The organism is Pseudomonas sp. BB438 (genome assembly GCF_057180225.1).
This window is the reverse complement of the sequence record NZ_CM170001.1, coordinates 1,114,530-1,131,928: the sequence shown is the minus strand read 5'-3', so window position 1 is coordinate 1,131,928 and position 17,399 is coordinate 1,114,530. Positions and strand designations below refer to the sequence as shown.

Genomic DNA, 17,399 nt, shown 5'->3' with positions numbered 1-17,399 from the left:
GTGTCATCCCTGCGAGGGGCGAATTCAGTAGTTGAAGGTCTTCACCAGCACCAGATCGCCGATGGTGCGCATGGGCACCACGAAGGTCTCGCGCTTCTCGTTGACGGTGTTCTCGTTGAACACCAGGTTGATCTCGGCGGTGATCACGTCCTGCTCGTGATTGCCTTCCTGGAAGTTGTAACCCTGGCTGGCGTTGTAGTTGCCCCAATAGTTCACGTAGACCAGGTAGGTCCCGTGCAGCGGCGCGGCCATGGTGAACATCTCCGGACCGGGACCGTCGACGCCGTCCGGATCGAGGCCGCCGCCGTTGCTCAGGCGCGGCCGTGCCCAGAAGGCATGCTGGCCGTCTGGCGTGACGATATGCAGGTCGAGTTCGGCCTTGGGATCGTTCCAGCCCAGCGCCAGGCGAATGCGCGGCGGGATACGGCTGTTGTTGGCTTCATAGAACTGGACGCGCTTGAGGGATTTTCCCTCGGCGCTGGCCACCGCGACGCTGTTGCTGCCGGCGCCGAAATTGTACGGACGGACGAACTTGCCTTCGGCGTCGGTATACAGAGGGAGCGGGTTGCCGTTGACCACCAGGCGCTGGGCGCGATCGACGCCGGCCACTTCGCGCAGGTGGCCTTCGATCAGGCTGCGGCCGCGAACGCCGCCACGGTCGATGGGCGGCGTGGGGTAGGCCACGCGGGGCACGCTGGGATCATCGGTCAGGCCGGAATAGCGCCAGCCGCCGGTGGGGCTCGAGAGATCCGCGCTCGGCTCGGCAGCGACCGTCGCAGCCAGGAGACCGGCTGACAGATACAAGACGGCGCGAACCATCCGACGCGTGAGCTGCATGAACATTCCTTGATCGTGCATGGCGGGGGGGCCAAATGTAACCGGTCTTGTCGGCGCATGGAACGGCCGGCGCTCGGCGTTGCGACGCAGAGCGATCTTTCAGAAATTTCCTACAAGCCGAATAGCTTTTGGCGCAACACGAATTGGAAGAATCTCGACATCCGCCAAGTCACATCCAACCGCCCCACTGCAGGACGAAGATGCCGACGTTGGTGGTCAGCGCCGCCACCAGGGTGGTGATGACGATGATCGACGCCGCCAGTTCGTGGTTGCCATTGGCGGCACGCGCCATGACATAGCTTGCCGCTGCCGTGGGACTGGCGAAATAGAGGAAGAGGACACCCAGTTCGGCACCACGGAACCCCAGCGACCAGGCGACAAAGGTACAGACCAGGGGCAGCCAGATCATCTTCATCAGGCTCGCGCTGACCGCCAGGCCGCCGCTCTCGCGCAGCGAGGCCAGCGACAGGGTGCCGCCGATGCAGACCAGCGCCAACGGCAGGGTCATCTGGGCAAAATAGTCGGCGGAGGTCAGCAACCACTTCGGCAGCCCGATGCCGAACCAGGAAAATGGCAGCGCGGCCAGCACGCTGATGATCAGCGGGTTGCAGATGACGTTGCGGGCAATGCTCAGCGGGTCGGACTTCAAGCTGGGGCTATAGATCGCCAGCACCACCGAGGACAGCGTGTTGTAGCAGAGGATTACCAGGGCTGCGAGCACCGATCCCAGCGCCAGGCCGTGATCACCGTAGAGACTGGTGGCCAGCGCCAGGCCGATGATGCCGTTGTTGCCGCGGAACGAGCCCTGCACGTAGACGCCCCGCTCCGCGCGCGGCACTCGCCAGGCAGCCCAGCCCCACGCCAGCAGGAAACCCGCCAGAGTCGCCGCGCAGAAGTACAGCAGTACCTCCGGGCGCGCCGCGCTGTGCAGGTCGGAATGGTAGATGCCGAGGAACAGCATCGCCGGCATGGTGGCGTTGAACACCAGCGCCGAGGCGGTCTGGATGAATTCCGGGTTGATTGCCCCCACGCGGCGCAGCAGCACTCCGAGGAACAGCATGGCGAAGACCGGAGCAGTGATACTGAAGGTCTGGAGCAGGAGTGCGAGCATGGGGCGGGACGGTCTGGGCGGTGGGGGCGACAATCATAGCAAGCTAAGTACCCACCGCGCCGGGGCAAGTCAGGCTTCGGCTTCCTCTTCACGCACCGGAGCCGGCAGTTCCAGCGGCTTGGGTGCTTCGCCATCGGCCAGTCGCGTCAGTTTGCCGTCGACCGTGGCGCCGTTTTCCATGCTCAGCTGGCGATACTGGATATTGCCGACCACGCGTGCATTGGAGTGCAACTCCAGCAAGTGCTCGACGTAGAGGTCGCCGATGATGGTCCCGTCGATCAGCGCATCGTAGCTGCTGACATTGCCCTCGATCCGCCCTTCCGCGCTGAGCGCCAGCAGGCTGGCCGCGCCGGGCTTGTGGCGGACGTTGCCCTTCACCGTCCCGAGGATCTTCAGGCCATCCTGAAACTGCAGGTCTCCGACCAGATCGACATTGCCCGAGAGCAGGCTGGAGAACTTGTCCACCGACACCTGCGGTCCCTTCTTCTTGCTGTTGCTGAACATCGCAATTCCTCGCGCGACTACTTGCCAGGTTTCTGCTGGCGGAAGAAGGCCAGCTCGGTCTTGAGTTTCTTGATTTCGGCGGACATCGCATCGATCCGCCGCATCAGCTGCTCGCGGTTGGCGCGGTCCTCTTCGCCCTGCAGGCGCTTTTCCTCCAGGTCCCGCTCCAGTTCGGCGTTCTGTGCTTCGAGCAGGTCGATGCGCTCGCGCGCCTGACCGTCATCGCGGGCTCGCAACTGCCAGCCGCCCAGGGCTAGCGCAGACAGCACGACTAGCACCAGCGCCGCCCAGCCCAGCCAGGCAAAGCCACGGGGAACATGGGGACGGTGCTCGGCGCGAAGCAGGTGGCGGGTAGAGGGCCGCTTAGTCCGTGGCCAGGCCATCGCTGTCGATCTCCATGCCGCCCAGGGAAAGGAAGTTCTGCGGGTCGACGAACTCGCCGTGATAGAGCACTTCGAAGTGCAGGTGCGGGCCGGTGGATCGCCCAGTGGACCCCACCTTGGCGATCTCCTGCCCCGGCAGCACGACGTCGCCGACCTTCACCAGAAGCCGGGATGCATGGGCGTAGCGGGTGACCAGGCCATTGCCGTGGTCGATCTCGACGCGATTGCCATAGGACGCGTGGGGACCGGAGACGATCACCCGGCCACCGGCGGCCGCGTGGATCGGGCTGCCGGTGGGCGCCGAGAAGTCCTGGCCGGAATGGAAGGCCAGGTGGCGATTGAAGGGATCGACGCGGTTGCCGAACGGCGACCCCAGGCGCGCCTGCTCCATCGGGCGGCGCGCGGGGATTGCCATGAAATCGGCATTGCGGCGGGCCACCTGATCCATCAGCAGGTCGAAGACCCGGCGCAGGCACTTGGCCGACTGTTCGTTGCGTTCAAGGTCGGCAGCCGACGCGGGCAGCGGATCGACGCAGGCCCTGGGGGGCAGCAGGATGCCGCCTTCGTTGCGGGTGGCGCCGGGCTTGGCCTTGGGCGCGGGCACCAGTTCCGGATCGACCTTGGACAGCTTGCGGGCGATTTCCTCGTGGCTGTCGACAGCCTTGAGCAGGTAGTCGGCGTCCTTCTCCAGGACCTGCAGGCGACCGGTCAACTCACCGATGCGCTCGGCGGCGAAACGCTCGCCTGACTCATCCGTCGGGACGTCGGCCTGCACCACCGGTACCATCACCGGCTCTGCCTGCCCCCGCCCGATCCACAGCCCGCCGGCGAAAGCGGCCGCGGCGAGCGCCAGCGACACGCAGGCAGCGCCCAGCACGTACCGGCGCGTATCGACGAGGCGCAGGTCCGAGCGGGTCAGGGCTTGCCGTGAGGGGGAAAGGGACTTCATGGCGGTACCGTTGGAATGCATTCGGCTCGGCGGGGGAGCCGCCGGGGTGCACAGGGTACCTGTTATTGAAAACTTCGCAGCGGCTAAACACTGGAAAATGTAAATAAATAAGAAGAATTCATCCTGTCTGAGAAAACTTTCAGATGTTTCCCACTAACGCGGTCACATTATTCCAGTGAATCAAACTGCTATTACGCCGGCAGAACGGACTCGATCTCCTGCAAACGGTGCTCTTCCAGACGCAGCTGCCGCGGGTGGAATCGCTTCAGGCTGGCGCGGTGGCCAATGCTAATCAGGGTGACGTCCGGCAGTTGATCGAGCAACACCTGATAGAGCGACGCCTCGTCGGTTTCGTCGAGCGCGGACGTCGCCTCGTCGAGGAACAGCCACTGCGGCGCGTAGAGCAGCGCACGGGCAATCGCGAGGCGCTGCTGCTCGCCCGGCGAAAGGACGCGCTGCCAGTGATCGGCCTCGTCCAGTCGCGGCACCAGGGAGTCCAGCCGGCACAGGTGCAGGACCTGTTTCAGTTGCGCCGGGTCGTGACGGTCGCCCGCCTCCGGGTAGCACAGCGCCTCGGCCAGGGTGCCGATCGGCAGGTAGGGCTTCTGCGGAACGAACAGGCTGCGCGCCTCGGGCATTTGCACCACACCGCTGCCGTAGCGCCACAGGCCGCTCATGGCCCGCAGCAGTGTGCTCTTGCCGCCGCCGGACGGGCCGCCGATCAGCACGTGCTCTCCGGGATTCACCGCCAGGCTGGTGGGCTGCAGCAGTTCACGGCCGTTGCCCAGGTTCAGGGCGAGGTTGTGCAGCTGCAGGGTGTCACCGACCTTGCGCACGTCGATGTTGGCGGATTCGTGGGCGGTCTCGTCCATGGTGGAGCGGAAGCTCAGCAGTCGGTCGCAGGTAGCGCGCCAACTGGCGAGACTGGCGTAGGCATCGATGAACCAGCTCAGCCCGTCCTGCACATTGCCGAAGGCCGAGTTGATCTGCATGAGCTCGCCCAGCTGGATCTGCCCGGAGAAGTAGCGCGGCGCAGCGACGATGAAGGGGAACACGGTGGCGATCTGGGCATAACCGGAGCTGAAGAAGGTCAGGCGCTTCTGTACCTTCATCAATTCCCAGAAGTTGCTCCAGACGTTGCGGAAACGCCCCATCAGCCGATTGCTCTCGTTCGCCTCGCCGTTGTACAGGGCGATACTCTCGGCGTTCTCGCGCACCCGCACCAGGCCGAAACGCAGGTCCGCCTCGAAGCGCTGCTGGCGGTTGTTCAGGCCGATCAGCCGGCGTGCGATGAGGTGGGTCAGCCAGCTGCCGACCGCCGCGTAGAGCAGCGCCGCCCAGAACATATAGCCGGGGATATTGATACCGAGGACTTCGATGCTGCCCGACACGCCCCAGAGAATGACCGAGAAGGACACCAGGCTGACGATGTTGCGGATCAGCCCCAGGCCGAGAGTCAGGGTCGTGTCGGTAAAGCTGTTGAGGTCTTCGGAGAGGCGCTGGTCGGGGTTGTCGGTATGCCCGCGCTGCTCCAGCCGGTAGTAGTTCTTGTCGCCCAGCCAGGCGGCAAAGTGCTTCTCCGTCAGCCAGCGGCGCCAGCGGATGGTGAGCATCTGCGTCAGGTACAGCCGGTAGACCGCGGTGAGGATGAACACTGCGGCGATGCCGCAGAACATCAGCATCAGGTGGATGAAGCTCTTCAGGTCCTTGTTCTGCAGCGCGTTGTAGAAGTCGCGGTACCAGCTGTTGAGCCAGACGCTGAGGGCTACGCCCACCAGTGACAGGGCGATCACCACGATCAGCAACAGCCAGGCCACGCCCTTCTCTTCGCTGCGCCAGTAAGGCGCAGTGAGGTGCCAGACTCGGTGGAAGAAGCGGCTGCGAACGGCATCGTTCGCGGCGCGGTATTCGGCGCTGTCGGTCATGGGATGGGCTCGCACGGCTGTACATACAAAAAAGGAGCGCTCATTGGCGCTCCCTTGTGTTATCGATCGCTTAACGCCTCACCGGGCGTTTCTGCAGCTTACGTTGCAAGGTGCGCCGGTGCATGCCCAGCGCACGGGCGGTCGCGGAGATGTTGCCGTCATGTTCGGCAAGCACGCGCTGGATATGTTCCCATTGCAGGCGGTCTACCGACATGGGGTTTTCCGGCACCAGGGTTTCCAGGTCGGCGTGCTGGGACAGCAGCGCGGTCAGTACGTCGTCGGCATCGGCCGGCTTGCACAGGTAGTTGGTGGCGCCTCGCTTGATGGCTTCCACCGCGGTGGCGATGCTGGAATAGCCGGTGAGGATCACCACGCGCATCTCGGCGTCGAGCTCAAGCAGCTTGGGCAGCAGCACCAGGCCGGAGTCGCCGTCCATCTTCAGGTCGAGCACGGCGTAGTCGGGCAGATCGTCCTTGGCCATGGCCAGGCCTTCCTCGGCGGAGCCGGCGACCGACACCCGCAACCCGCGGCGGGTCATGGCGCGGGCCATGACGCGGGTAAAGGTGGCATCGTCGTCCACCAGCAGCAGGTGGGGCTGCTCTTCGCCTTCGAACAGGATCTCTTCGCTCATGGTACTTCCTCGCGGGCGCGGCAATCAGGCCACGCCATAGCTTCTGGGCAGACGCAACTCCGTCAGAGTGCCGCCATCTTCATGGTTATACAACTTCACCGTTCCACCTGCGCGGGTCACGCTGGCCTGGCTGAGGAACAACCCCAGGCCAAAGCCCTTGCCCTTGGTGGTGAAGAACGGCTTGCCGAGCTGTTCGGCAATGGCCAGCGGCACGCCTGGGCCCTGGTCGCGGATGCTCAGGCAGATTTCACCGGCATCCCAGTCCAGGCGGATGTCCAGATCGTCCGGACAGGCGTCCGTCGCGTTATTCAGCAAATTCAGCAGCGCCTGGCTCAGATCGGTCGGCGGAACCATCCGCGGTGCCTTGCCCTTGCCCAGCGTCTGGTAGCGATAACTCGCCTCGGGGCGCATCAGGTGCCAGCGACGCAGCACCGACTCGACCCATTCGTTGGCACCCTGCTCCTCCACCGCCTGACGACGATCCGCTTCGGCGGCGCGCACCAGGTGCTGCAGGGTGGTCTTGCAGAGCTTGACCTGCTCCTGCAGCAGGGCGAGATCTTCCTGCAACATCGGCTGGTCCGCATTGGTCTGGCGCAACTCCTTGAGCAGTACGCTCATGGTTGCCAGCGGCGTGCCCAGCTCGTGGGCCGCGCCGGCAGCCTGGGTGGCGACGGCCAGCAGTTGCTGGTCACGCATGCCTTCCTCGCGACGTTGCGCCTGCAATTGTTCCTGCCGGCGCAGCGCCTCGGACATGCGGGCGACGAAGAAGGTGATCAGCGCGGCGGCCAGCGCGAAGCTCAGCCACATCCCGTAGATCAGCAGGTTGTCCCTCTGTCCCGCAGCCATCTCCAGGGGGTGGAACCACACCAGCAGCACCGTGTAGCTGGCCAGCGCGAGGCCCGCCAGGGCGATGGTGTAGAGCCACGGCAGGGTCGCCGCAGCGATGGTCAGCGGCACCAGGTAATAGGAGACGAAGGGGTTGCTCGAACCGCCCGAGTAATAGAGCAGCACGCTGTGGATGACCAGGTCGCAGGCCAACTGGACGGCGTACTCGAGTTCGGTCACCGGCCACGGGCCGCGCAGGCGCAGCGCGGTCCCCAGACAAAGCACGAGGGAGACGCCAATGGTCACGCCAAGCGCAAGCCAGGGCAGCTGGATCAACTGGGCTTTATAGGCAAGGCCGACGGAGCCTGCCTGGGCGGCAAGCACGAGAATACGGATTAGCGTCAGATGCAGAAGGTTCTGACGACTGGCGGACAGCTGGAAAACCGGTGGGCGCATGGTGAATTCCGGAATTTGCGCGAGTATAGCCAAGAGCCCCGCCCCCTTTATGCGGCATAGCGCCACAGCATACTCCAGCTCGCCCCAGGACGGCCGCTCCAGCCCGAAACAATTGGTGACATCCGCGCTTAACCCGATTGCGAACCAATGTCCGTCAAAGGGTCTGACAGTCCTCGCCACTGCCTCTACTAAGCTGTGGCCCGGACATTTTCTGGAGCAAGGAGTCATCCATGTCTGTACTGAAGAAACCCTTCACCGCCATCGCCGCCGCCATCGCCCTGTGCGCCACCAGCCTGGGAGCCATGGCAGACGAACCTCGCTACAACCAGGTTTCGCTGCGCGCCGAGGTCAGCCAGGAAGTCGCCCACGACCTGATGCACGTGACCCTGTTCAGCGAAGGCCAGGCTGCGGATCCGGCGAAGCTGGCCGCGGAGACCACCACCACGCTGAATGCCGCACTGGAACAGGCACGCAAGGTAAAAGGCGTGACCGTCAGCCTCGGCAGCCGCAACAGCTACCCCGTGTATGACGACAAGGGCCAGAAGATCACCGCCTGGCGCGAGCGCGCGGAAATCCGCCTGGAAAGCACCGACTTCGCAGCGCTCTCCCAGCTCACCGCCGACCTGCTGGGCAAGCTGAAGATGGGCAGCATGGACTTCAGCATCGCCGACGCCACCCGCGCCAAGAACGAGGATGCGATGATGAAAGGCGCGGTGGATGCCTTCAAGGCTCGCGCCCAGGTGCTCACCGACGCGCTCGGCGGCAAGGGCTACAAGCTGGTCAGCCTGAACCTGAACACCTCCGGTGCGCCGCGCCCGATGCCGGTGATGCGCATGGCGTCGGCCAAGTTCGCCTCCATGGACTCGGCCCCGGCGCAGGACATCGAAGCCGGCACCAGCCAGGTCACCGTCAGCGCCGACGGCACGATCGAGGTGCAGATGCCGTAACGACTGCGACCTCTTTCAGCGCGGCGCTTCCGGGGACCGGGGCGCCGTCGATCGACCACACGGTTCCCATTGTCGAAATTGCGACATTCCCTTGCACCCGCGTCACAACTTCTACACTGACCCCGGTCAGCCGCTTGCGCCCGGCACATGCCGTGCATAGCTTCACGCAACGCAGCTCACGAGGCTGCCCCTCGATGACAACCAGAATAAACAGAGGTCCGTATGCGTAAGAACGCCGTCATCCGCTCCATGATTGCCGCTGGGCTGATCGCCAGCGCCCCGCTCGCCCACGCCGCCAACAACCTGGTCTACTGCTCCGAAGGCAGCCCCGCGGGCTTCGACCCCGGCCAGTACACCACCGGCACCGATTTCGACGCCTCGGCCGAGACGGTCTTCAACCGACTCACCCAGTTCGAGCGCGGCGGTACCCAGGTCGTGCCGGGCCTGGCGGAAAAGTGGGATGTATCCGATGACGGCAAGACCTACACCTTCCACCTGCGCTCCGGCGTGAAATTCCACGCCACCGACTACTTCAAGCCGACCCGCGAGTTCAACGCCGACGACGTGCTGTTCACCTTCAACCGCATGCTCGACAAGAATCATCCGTTCCGGAAGGCATACCAGACCGAATTCCCCTACTTCACCGACATGGGCATGGACGCGAACATCGCCAAGGTGGAGAAGGTCGACGACCACACCGTCAAGTTCACCCTCAACGAAGTCGACGCCGCGTTCATCCAGAACCTGGCCATGAGCTTCGCCTCGATCCAGTCCGGCGAATATGCCGACCAGTTGCTCAAGCAGGGCAAGGCCAGCGACATCAACCAGAAACCCATCGGCACCGGCCCATTCGTGTTCAGCCGCTACCAGAAGGACGCGATGATCCGCTTCAAGGCCAACCCGGACTACTGGAACAAGGGCGAGGTGAAGATCGACAACCTGATCTTCGCTATCAACACCGACGCCTCGGTGCGCATGCAGAAGCTCAAGGCCAACGAGTGCCAGATCACCCTCTTCCCGCGCCCAGCCGACCTGGAAGCGCTGAAGAAGGACCCGAACCTGAACATGCCGTCGCAGCCGGGCTTCAACCTTGGCTATATCGCCTACAACGTCCTGCACAAGCCGTTCGACAAGCTCGAAGTGCGCGAGGCGCTGGACATGGCGGTGAACAAGAAGGCGATCATCGACGCCGTCTACCAGGGCGCCGGGCAACTGGCCGTGAACGGCATGCCGCCGACCCAGTGGTCCTACGACGACACCATCAAGGACGCCGGCTACAACCCGGAAAAGGCCAAGGAGCTGCTGAAGAAGGCCGGCGTGGCCGAAGGCACCGAGATCACCCTGTGGGCCATGCCGGTGCAGCGCCCCTACAACCCCAACGCCAAGCTGATGGCCGAGATGCTGCAGTCCGACTGGGCCAAGGTCGGCATCAAGGCGAAGATCGTCACCTACGAGTGGGGCGAGTACATCAAGCGCGCCAAGGGCGGCGAGCACGATGCCATGCTGATCGGCTGGAGCGGCGACAACGGCGACCCGGACAACTGGCTGGGCACCCTCTACGGCTGCGACGCCGTGGACGGCAACAACTTCTCCAAATGGTGCGACCCGGCCTACGACAAGCTGATCAAGGATGCCAAGCGCACTCCGGACCAGGCCAAGCGCACCGAGCTGTACAAGCAGGCCCAGCACATCCTCAAGGAGCAGGTGCCGATCACCCCGATTGCCCACTCGACCGTGTACCAGCCGATGCGCAAGACAGTGCAGGACTTCAAGATCAGTCCGTTCGCGCTGAACTCGTTCTACGGCGTCAGCGTAGGGAAGTAAGGGCAGTGGCCGTCGGCAGGCGCCGGCGGCCACTTCTCCGGCAGCCATCTTGCGCAGCACTCTCGCCCGCCTGACTATCCTCGGCCTGCTGGGTTGCGGACCGGTATTCGGCCAATCCCTGGTGGTCTGCACCGAGGCCAGCCCGGAAGGCTTCGACATCACCCAGTACACCGCCGCAACCACCGCCGACGCCTCGGCCGAGACGGTCTTCGAGCGCCTCGTCCAGTTCGCCCCCGGCAGTACCCGCGTGGTGCCCGCGCTCGCCGAGAGCTGGACGATCAGCGACGATGGCCTGCAGTACACCTTCGCCCTGCGCCAGGGCGTGAAATTCCACAGCACCGATTACTTCACGCCGACCCGCGCGTTCGATGCCGACGACGTGCTCTGGAGCTTCCAGCGCCAGCTCGACCCGAAGCACCCGTGGAACAAGCTGGCGCCGCGCGGCTTCCCTTACGCCGAGGCGATGGGCCTGCCCGGCCTGATCAGCGCGGTGGAGAAGCTCGACGAGCACCACGTGCGCTTTACCCTGAGACACCCCGAGGCGCCCTTCCTCGCCGACCTGGCGATGGGCTTCGCCTCCATCTATTCCGCCGAATACGGCGACCTGCTGCTGGCAGCCGAGAAAGCCGACCAGTTGAACAACCTGCCCATCGGTACCGGCCCCTTCGTCTTCCAGCGCTACCAGAAGGATGCCCAGGTGCGCTTCAACGCCAATCCCGACTACTGGGGCGGCAGACCGAAGATCGATCGCCTGCTGCTGGCGATCACGCCCGATCCGAACGTGCGCATCCAGAAGGTCAAGGCTGGCGACTGCCAGATTGCCGTCTACCCCAAACCCACCGACGTGCCCGCATTGCGCCAGGATCCGAAGCTGACGATCGAGGAACTGGATTCGCTGCTGGTTGCCTATGTCGGCATCAATACTCGGCACAAGCCGCTGGACGACGTGCGCGTGCGCCAGGCGATCAACCTCGCCTTCGACCGCAACGCCTATCTGCGCGCGCAGTTCGGCGAAGGCGCCGCGACGCTGGCCGTGGCGCCGTACCCGCCGACGCTCTGGGGTTCCGACCCGCAGCTCAAGGTCTGGCCGCACGACCCGGCGCGAGCGAAGCAACTGCTGGAGGAGGCGGGCATCAAGCCCGGCCTGAAACTGTCGATATGGACCCGACCCGGCGGCGGGCCAACCAACCCCAACCCCGGCATCGGCGCGCAGATGCTGCAGAACGACCTGGGACAGATCGGCATCCAGGCGGATATCCGCGTATTCGAGTGGGGCGAGCTGATCAAGCGCGCCAAGCAGGGCGAGCACGACCTGATATTCATGGGCTGGGCCGGCGACAACGGCGATCCGGACAATTTCCTGACGCCGAACCTGTCCTGCGCAGCGGCGAAAAGCGGCGAGAACCAGGCCGGGTGGTGCAACGCCGAGTTCGACGAACTGCTGCGCAAGGCTCGCGCCATCACCAATCAGGACGCCCGCGCCGGGCTCTATCGCCAGGCGCTGGCGATCTACCAGCGCGAGGCGCCGTGGATCGCCCTGGCGTACCCGAAACAGTTCGCCGTGGTGCGGCCGGAAGTGAGTGGCTTCACCCTGAGCCCGCTGGGGTCAAACAACTTCTCGCGGGTCAACTTGGCACCGTGACTGCGAAGGCGGACCATATGCCCGCGATGCGCGCGAGACTCGCGCCTGAAGCGTCCCTCAGGCATTCAGGCCGAAGGGATCGTCCACCGAATGGCTGGGGCGGGTGAACCAGCGCGGACCTTGCGCCGTCATGTAGAAGTGGTCCTCCAGGCGAATGCCGAACGCGCCCGGCACGCAGATCATCGGCTCGTTGCTGAAGCACATGCCAATCTCCAGCGGCGTGCTGTCACCGCGCACGAGGTACGGGCCCTCGTGGATATCCAGGCCAATACCGTGGCCCGTGCGGTGCGGTAATCCCGGCAGCGCATAATCCGGCCCCAGGCCGCCGGCCTCCAGGCAACGGCGGGCGGCGGCATCCACCTGCTCGCAGGGCTCCCCCAGCACCGCGGCGTCGAACGCGGCTTGCTGCGCCGCCTTCTCCAGGTTCCACAGTTCGCGCTGGCGGGCACTGGGGGTACCGAACACGTAGCTGCGGGTGATATCCGAGTGGTAGCCGTAGAGCTGGCAGCCGGTGTCGATCAGCACCATGTCGCCGTCGCGCAGCGGGCGCGGTTTCCGCACACCGTGGGGGAAGGCGCTGTCCTCGCCGAACAGCACGATACAAAAGGTCGAGCCCGACGCGCCGACCTGGCGGTGCGCGGCCTCGATGAAGCGTGTCACCTCGGTGGTGGTGATGCCCTCGCGCAGGATGCTCGCGGCGGCCTTGTGCACCTCCAGAGTCATGTCCTTCGCCTGCTGCATCAGCGCCAGTTCAGCCGGTGACTTGCAGCGGCGGCACTGCTCGATCAGCGCGCCGGCGTCCACCAGTTGCAGCTTGCCCGCCGCCCGGCGCAGGCGCTCGACCATGCCGAATGGCAGACTGTCGCAAAGCCCGACCCGCGCGCCATCGCGTACCTCGATTTCCGCCAGCATGCCGGCCAGCAGGGAGAACGGGCTCTCATGTTCGGCCCACACGCTGATACTGCCTGGCAGCACCTGCAGATCGCGAACCGTGCCCTCCTCGAACGCAGGGGCGATGTAGCGTACGTCGCCTCGTGCCGGCACCAGCGCGCCCACCAGCCGTTCGCTGGGACTCCATTTCAGGCCGGTGAAATAGACCAGCGAACTGCCGGCGTCGATGAACACCGCCGGCAGTTCCCGTGCCTGCATCAGGTGCTGCAACTGCGCGATCCGCGCCTGATACTCCTCGGGCGCAATCGGGCGAGCGCCGGCCGTCATGACCTGCAATTTCGCCAGCGCCTGCTCAGGGCTCACGCCCCCCACTCCCACTGTCATGCCACTCTCCCGAGGATTGAAACGACACGAAATTTAAGCAGCACTGAATTTTTCGGTCAAAGGCTTTTCGGTGCCCGATCTCCTGGAGGCCGATTTTCCACCCGCTGCTGGCTCGATGCTTTCACTGGGCGGCGACACTGGTATGCTGCCGGCGTCCCACAAGAGCCTTGCCAATGTCCGTAGATCGTATCGGAGAACGCCTGCGCCGCTATCGGCGCGCAGCGAAGAAAACCCTGAATCAGGTTGCTGCCGAATCAGGCCTGACCGCCAGCTTCCTGTCCCAGGCCGAGCGCAATCTGACGGGCGTCTCGCTGTCATCCCTGGCCAGCATCGCCAAGGCGCTCAACGTGCCGCTCAACGCCCTCTTCGATTCCCCGCAGCAGATCCCGCCGGATTCGCACCAGGGCGAGCGCGTGCGCTACACCATCGAAGGCCAGCCGCTGAGCTACGAACGGTTGTCCAGCAGCTTTCCCGGCAACCAGCTGAATGCGGTCAAGGTAACGGTCCCGGTGGGCTACGAATCCGAACTGATCACCCACGACGGCTCGGAGTTCGCCTACGTCCTCACCGGACGCATCGCCTATGACATCGATGGCCATTCCTACCCACTGGGGCCCGGCGACTCCGTGCACTTCGACTCCGGCAAGCGTCACTGCCTGCGCAACGTCGGCGACAGCGTGGCGGAGATGCTCACCGTCACCACCCTGCCACTCTTCGGCGAACATTCCGCCACCTGACTCACAGGGCCGGGTAATTTTCAGTCCAGCTTAATTTTCAGTTGAACTTAATTTCAGCCTGACTTAACTTCGGCGCGGCGTGGCCGGGCACAGCCCGACCATGAATGGATAGGCCTTATCCGGACCAGTCCGACCAGGCCAGCTGCAGACCCCATCGGTTCGCCGGCCCCCTCAGAAGAACAAGAATGAGGTCAGGCAATGCGCAAGATGCGACGTAATCCCCTTCACGCACTCGCCTTCGGCGGGCTGCTGCTCGCCGGTTCCGCGGTCCAGGCCGCCTCCAGCCTGGTGTACTGTTCCGAAGGCAGCCCGGCAGGATTCGACCCCGCTCAATACACCACCGGCACCGATTACGACGCCACCTCCGAAACCCTGTTCAATCGTCTCGTGCAGTTCCAACGTGGCGGTACCGAAGCGCAGCCGGCATTGGCCGAGCGCTGGGAAACCTCCGCCGACGGCAAGACCTGGACCTTCCACCTGCGCCCGGGCGTGAAGTTCCACACCACCGATTACTTCAAGCCGACCCGCGAATTCAATGCCGACGACGTGCTGTTCACCTTCAACCGCATGCTCGACAAGGAGCAGCCGTTCCGCAAGGCGTACCCCACCGAGTTCCCCTACTTCACCGACATGGGCCTGGACCGCAACATCGCCAGGGTCAGCAAGGTCGACGAGCACACCGTGACCTTTTCCCTCAACGAAGTGGATGCAGCCTTCGTACAGAACCTGGCGATGAATTTCGCGGTGATCCAGTCCGCCGAGTACGCCAACCAGTTGCTCCAGCAGGGCAAGCCCGGCGAGATCAACCAGAAACCCATCGGCACCGGCCCGTTCGTGTTCAGTCGCTACCAGAAGGACGCGCTGGTCCGCTTCAAGGGCAACCGGGACTACTGGAAACCGGAGGACGTGAAGGTCGACAACCTGGTCTTCGCCATCAACACCGATGCCTCGGTACGCGTGCAGAAGCTCAAGGCCGGCGAGTGCCAGATCACCCTGAATCCACGCCCGGCGGACCTCGCGGCGCTGAAGCAGGACCCGAACCTGAACATGCCCTCGCAGCCGGGCTTCAACCTTGGTTACCTGGCCTACAACGTCACCCACGCCCCGCTGGACAAGACCGACGTCCGCCGCGCACTGGACATGGCGCTGAACAAGCAGGCGATCATCGACGCGATCTACCAGGGCGCGGGTCAGCTCGCGGTAAACGCCATGCCGCCGACCCAGTGGTCCTATGACGAATCGATCAAGGGCCAGGTCTACGACCCGGAGCAGGCAAAGGCCCTGCTGAAGAAAGCCGGCGTCGCCGAGGGAACCGAGATCAGCCTCTGGGCCATGCCCGTGCAGCGCCCGTATAACCCCAACGCCAAGCTGATGGCCGAGATGATCCAGGCCGACTGGGCCAAGGTCGGCATCAAGGCGAAGATCGTCACCTATGAGTGGGGCGAGTACATCAAGCGCGCCCACGCCGGTGAGCATGACGCCATGCTGTTCGGCTGGACCGGAGACAACGGCGATCCGGACAACTGGCTAGGTACGCTCTACGGCTGCGATTCGGTGAAGGGTAACAACGTCTCCAAATGGTGCGACGCCGACTACGACAAGCTGGTGCGCCAGGCCAAGGCCACTACCGACCACGACCAGCGCGTCGCCCTCTACCAGCAGGCCCAGCAGCTCCTCGCACAGCAGTTGCCCATCAGTCCCATCGCCCATTCCACCGTCTACCAGCCCATGCGCAAGTCGGTGCAGGGATTCCTGATCAGCCCCTTCGGGCGCAACTCGTTCTACGGCGTGGCCAACCAGCCCTGATCGCCGACGCGATACCGGCGGCCACATCCGCCTGAGCGCCAGCCCGGCACAGACCGGGCAGCACTACCCGCCTTCCCCTCCGCCTGCCGGCTCCCCCATCTCTCCGATGGGTGGAGGGGATGCATTCGTTGCTAGGAAAACCGACAACAAGAAGGAGCAACCCATGCAGTATCAAGCGATTCGCCGTTCCCTCCTCGCCCTGGCCATCGGTGGCGTTACCGCAGGCCATGCCCTGGCCGCTGACGAACCTGCGGGCCAGGCCGGTGCCAAGGGATTCATCGAGGACCAGAACCTTGTCTTCACCACACGCAACTTCGCCTCCCGCGAGCAGATGAAAGACAGTTTCCACTTCAACATCAAGAAGGACGGCTACAACGAGCCGACCCACAGCCGCTACACCTGGGTCCAGGGCAGCCAGCTCAAGTATGCGTCGGGCTTCACCCAGGGCACCGTTGGCGTGGGCCTGGACGTGGCAGCCTTCCAGGCGATCAACCTGGAGCGCGGACATGGAAGGATCGCCGGCGGCGGCAACCGGACCCTGACCGACAGTGACGGCGATGCCGTCTCCGAGTGGTCGAAGATCGGCCTCGCCAGCCTGAAGCTGCGCGCCTCCAACACAGTCTTCCGCGCCGGGCGCCAGCAGCCGGAAACGCCGGTATTCAACCCCATCGACAACCGCGCGCTGCCGTCGAGCTTCGACGGGCTCAGCCTGATCAGCAGCGAGATCAATGGCCTCGACCTGCAGGGTGGCACCTTCACCCGCGCCAGCCCGCGCACCGGCTCCGACCGTGAGCACTTCACCACCGAGTACGGCACCCGCGAAGTACGCGCCGACCGCTACAGCTACCTGGGCGGCAGCTACGCGATCAGCGACAGGCTCAAGGTCACCGCCTACGGCGGCCAGTTCGAGGACGTCTGGAACCAGTACTACCTCGGCGCCTCCCATGACCTGGGCGACCCTGCCAGCCTCGCGCTGAACACCAGCCTGAACTACTACCGCACCGGCGACACCGGCGCGCGCCAGGCTGGCTACATCGACAACGATACCTACAGCCTCGCCTTCACCCTGACCCATGGCGCCCACGCCGTACTGCTGGGCTGGCAGCAGGTTCGCGGCGACGAGTACTTCGACTACGTCCATGAAACCTCGGCCATCTACCTGGCCAACTCGTTACTCTCCGACTACAACGGCCCCAACGAGAAGTCCCTGCAACTGCGCTACTCCACCGACTGGGCAGCCTTCGGCGTTCCTGGTCTGACCACCATGGCGTGGTACGCCAAGGGCTGGGGCATCGATGGCACGCATTACGATGGCGACCGCAACGGGGCGTACGGCAACTACGCAGAAGTGCGCAACCAGGACGATGAAAAACACCACGAACTGGGCCTTTCCGCCGGCTACACACTGCAGGACGGCCCCCTCAAGCGCAGCAACTTCCGGGTGACCTACATGAAGCACCTGGCCAGCCAGAACCAGGTCGACGGCAGCGTCAACGAGATCCGCCTGGTCAGCAACTTCCCGTTCAACCTGCTGTAAGGAGAACCGG

General features: G+C 64.5%; 15 protein-coding genes. 6 read left to right on the top strand and 9 right to left on the bottom strand.

Annotated features, from left to right (window positions below):
* Nucleotides 1-24: 24 nt before the first annotated feature.
* The 8 genes from AC1ZV1_RS05425 to AC1ZV1_RS05390 form a co-directional block, all read right to left on the bottom strand.
* Complete coding sequence (locus tag AC1ZV1_RS05425) at nt 25-819, bottom strand: YfaP family protein (RefSeq protein WP_484297509.1); 795 nt, start codon at nt 817-819, stop codon at nt 25-27.
* Nucleotides 820-1,006: 187 nt separating this feature from the next.
* The gene (locus AC1ZV1_RS05420; protein ID WP_484295840.1) at nt 1,007-1,948 is read right to left on the bottom strand and encodes an AEC family transporter; all 942 of its coding nucleotides are present in this window, start codon (nt 1,946-1,948) and stop codon (nt 1,007-1,009) included.
* A gap of 69 nt (nt 1,949-2,017) precedes the next feature.
* Nucleotides 2,018-2,452, bottom strand: coding sequence for a bactofilin family protein (locus AC1ZV1_RS05415; protein WP_484295839.1), 435 nt, complete (start codon nt 2,450-2,452; stop codon nt 2,018-2,020).
* A 17-nt stretch (nt 2,453-2,469) separates the two neighbouring features.
* Nucleotides 2,470-2,835 carry a hypothetical protein gene (locus AC1ZV1_RS05410; RefSeq protein ID WP_484295838.1) on the bottom strand — a complete coding sequence of 122 codons (366 nt, stop codon included), beginning with the start codon at nt 2,833-2,835 and terminating at the stop codon, nt 2,470-2,472.
* Nucleotides 2,816-3,784, bottom strand: coding sequence for a M23 family metallopeptidase (locus AC1ZV1_RS05405; RefSeq protein ID WP_484295837.1), 969 nt, complete (start codon nt 3,782-3,784; stop codon nt 2,816-2,818). Before AC1ZV1_RS05405 ends, AC1ZV1_RS05410 begins: the two co-directional genes overlap by 20 nt.
* A gap of 191 nt (nt 3,785-3,975) precedes the next feature.
* A complete protein-coding gene (locus AC1ZV1_RS05400; RefSeq protein WP_484295836.1) occupies nt 3,976-5,709 on the bottom strand; it encodes an ABC transporter ATP-binding protein/permease in 1,734 nt (577 codons plus the stop codon).
* Between the two features lie 70 nt (nt 5,710-5,779).
* Nucleotides 5,780-6,340, bottom strand: coding sequence for a response regulator transcription factor (locus AC1ZV1_RS05395; protein ID WP_054906642.1), 561 nt, complete (start codon nt 6,338-6,340; stop codon nt 5,780-5,782).
* A gap of 24 nt (nt 6,341-6,364) precedes the next feature.
* Nucleotides 6,365-7,621, bottom strand: coding sequence for an ATP-binding protein (locus tag AC1ZV1_RS05390; protein ID WP_484295835.1), 1,257 nt, complete (start codon nt 7,619-7,621; stop codon nt 6,365-6,367).
* Between the two features lie 230 nt (nt 7,622-7,851).
* On the opposite strand from AC1ZV1_RS05390, the gene AC1ZV1_RS05385 reads away from it, so the two are divergent.
* The 3 genes from AC1ZV1_RS05385 (at nt 7,852) to AC1ZV1_RS05375 (ending at nt 12,034) form a co-directional block, all read left to right on the top strand.
* On the top strand, nt 7,852-8,568 hold the full coding sequence (locus AC1ZV1_RS05385) for an SIMPL domain-containing protein (protein ID WP_484295834.1): 717 nt from the start codon (nt 7,852-7,854) through the stop codon (nt 8,566-8,568).
* Between the two features lie 222 nt (nt 8,569-8,790).
* Nucleotides 8,791-10,392: an ABC transporter substrate-binding protein gene (locus AC1ZV1_RS05380; RefSeq protein WP_484295833.1), complete on the top strand. Its 1,602-nt coding sequence runs from the start codon at nt 8,791-8,793 to the stop codon at nt 10,390-10,392.
* Between the two features lie 49 nt (nt 10,393-10,441).
* Nucleotides 10,442-12,034, top strand: coding sequence for an ABC transporter substrate-binding protein (locus tag AC1ZV1_RS05375; RefSeq protein WP_484295832.1), 1,593 nt, complete (start codon nt 10,442-10,444; stop codon nt 12,032-12,034).
* Nucleotides 12,035-12,091: 57 nt separating this feature from the next.
* On the opposite strand, the gene AC1ZV1_RS05370 is transcribed toward AC1ZV1_RS05375, so the two are convergent.
* The gene (locus AC1ZV1_RS05370) at nt 12,092-13,309 is read right to left on the bottom strand and encodes a M24 family metallopeptidase (protein ID WP_484295831.1); all 1,218 of its coding nucleotides are present in this window, start codon (nt 13,307-13,309) and stop codon (nt 12,092-12,094) included.
* Between the two features lie 173 nt (nt 13,310-13,482).
* Here AC1ZV1_RS05370 and AC1ZV1_RS05365 point away from each other — a divergent pair, with 173 nt between their 5' ends.
* The 3 genes from AC1ZV1_RS05365 (at nt 13,483) to AC1ZV1_RS05355 (ending at nt 17,389) form a co-directional block, all read left to right on the top strand.
* Nucleotides 13,483-14,046, top strand: coding sequence for a helix-turn-helix domain-containing protein (locus AC1ZV1_RS05365; protein ID WP_484295830.1), 564 nt, complete (start codon nt 13,483-13,485; stop codon nt 14,044-14,046).
* Nucleotides 14,047-14,244: 198 nt separating this feature from the next.
* On the top strand, nt 14,245-15,852 hold the full coding sequence (locus tag AC1ZV1_RS05360; RefSeq protein WP_484295829.1) for an ABC transporter substrate-binding protein: 1,608 nt from the start codon (nt 14,245-14,247) through the stop codon (nt 15,850-15,852).
* A 163-nt stretch (nt 15,853-16,015) separates the two neighbouring features.
* A complete protein-coding gene (locus AC1ZV1_RS05355; protein ID WP_484295828.1) occupies nt 16,016-17,389 on the top strand; it encodes an OprD family porin in 1,374 nt (457 codons plus the stop codon).
* The last annotated feature ends 10 nt before the right edge of the window (nt 17,390-17,399 follow it).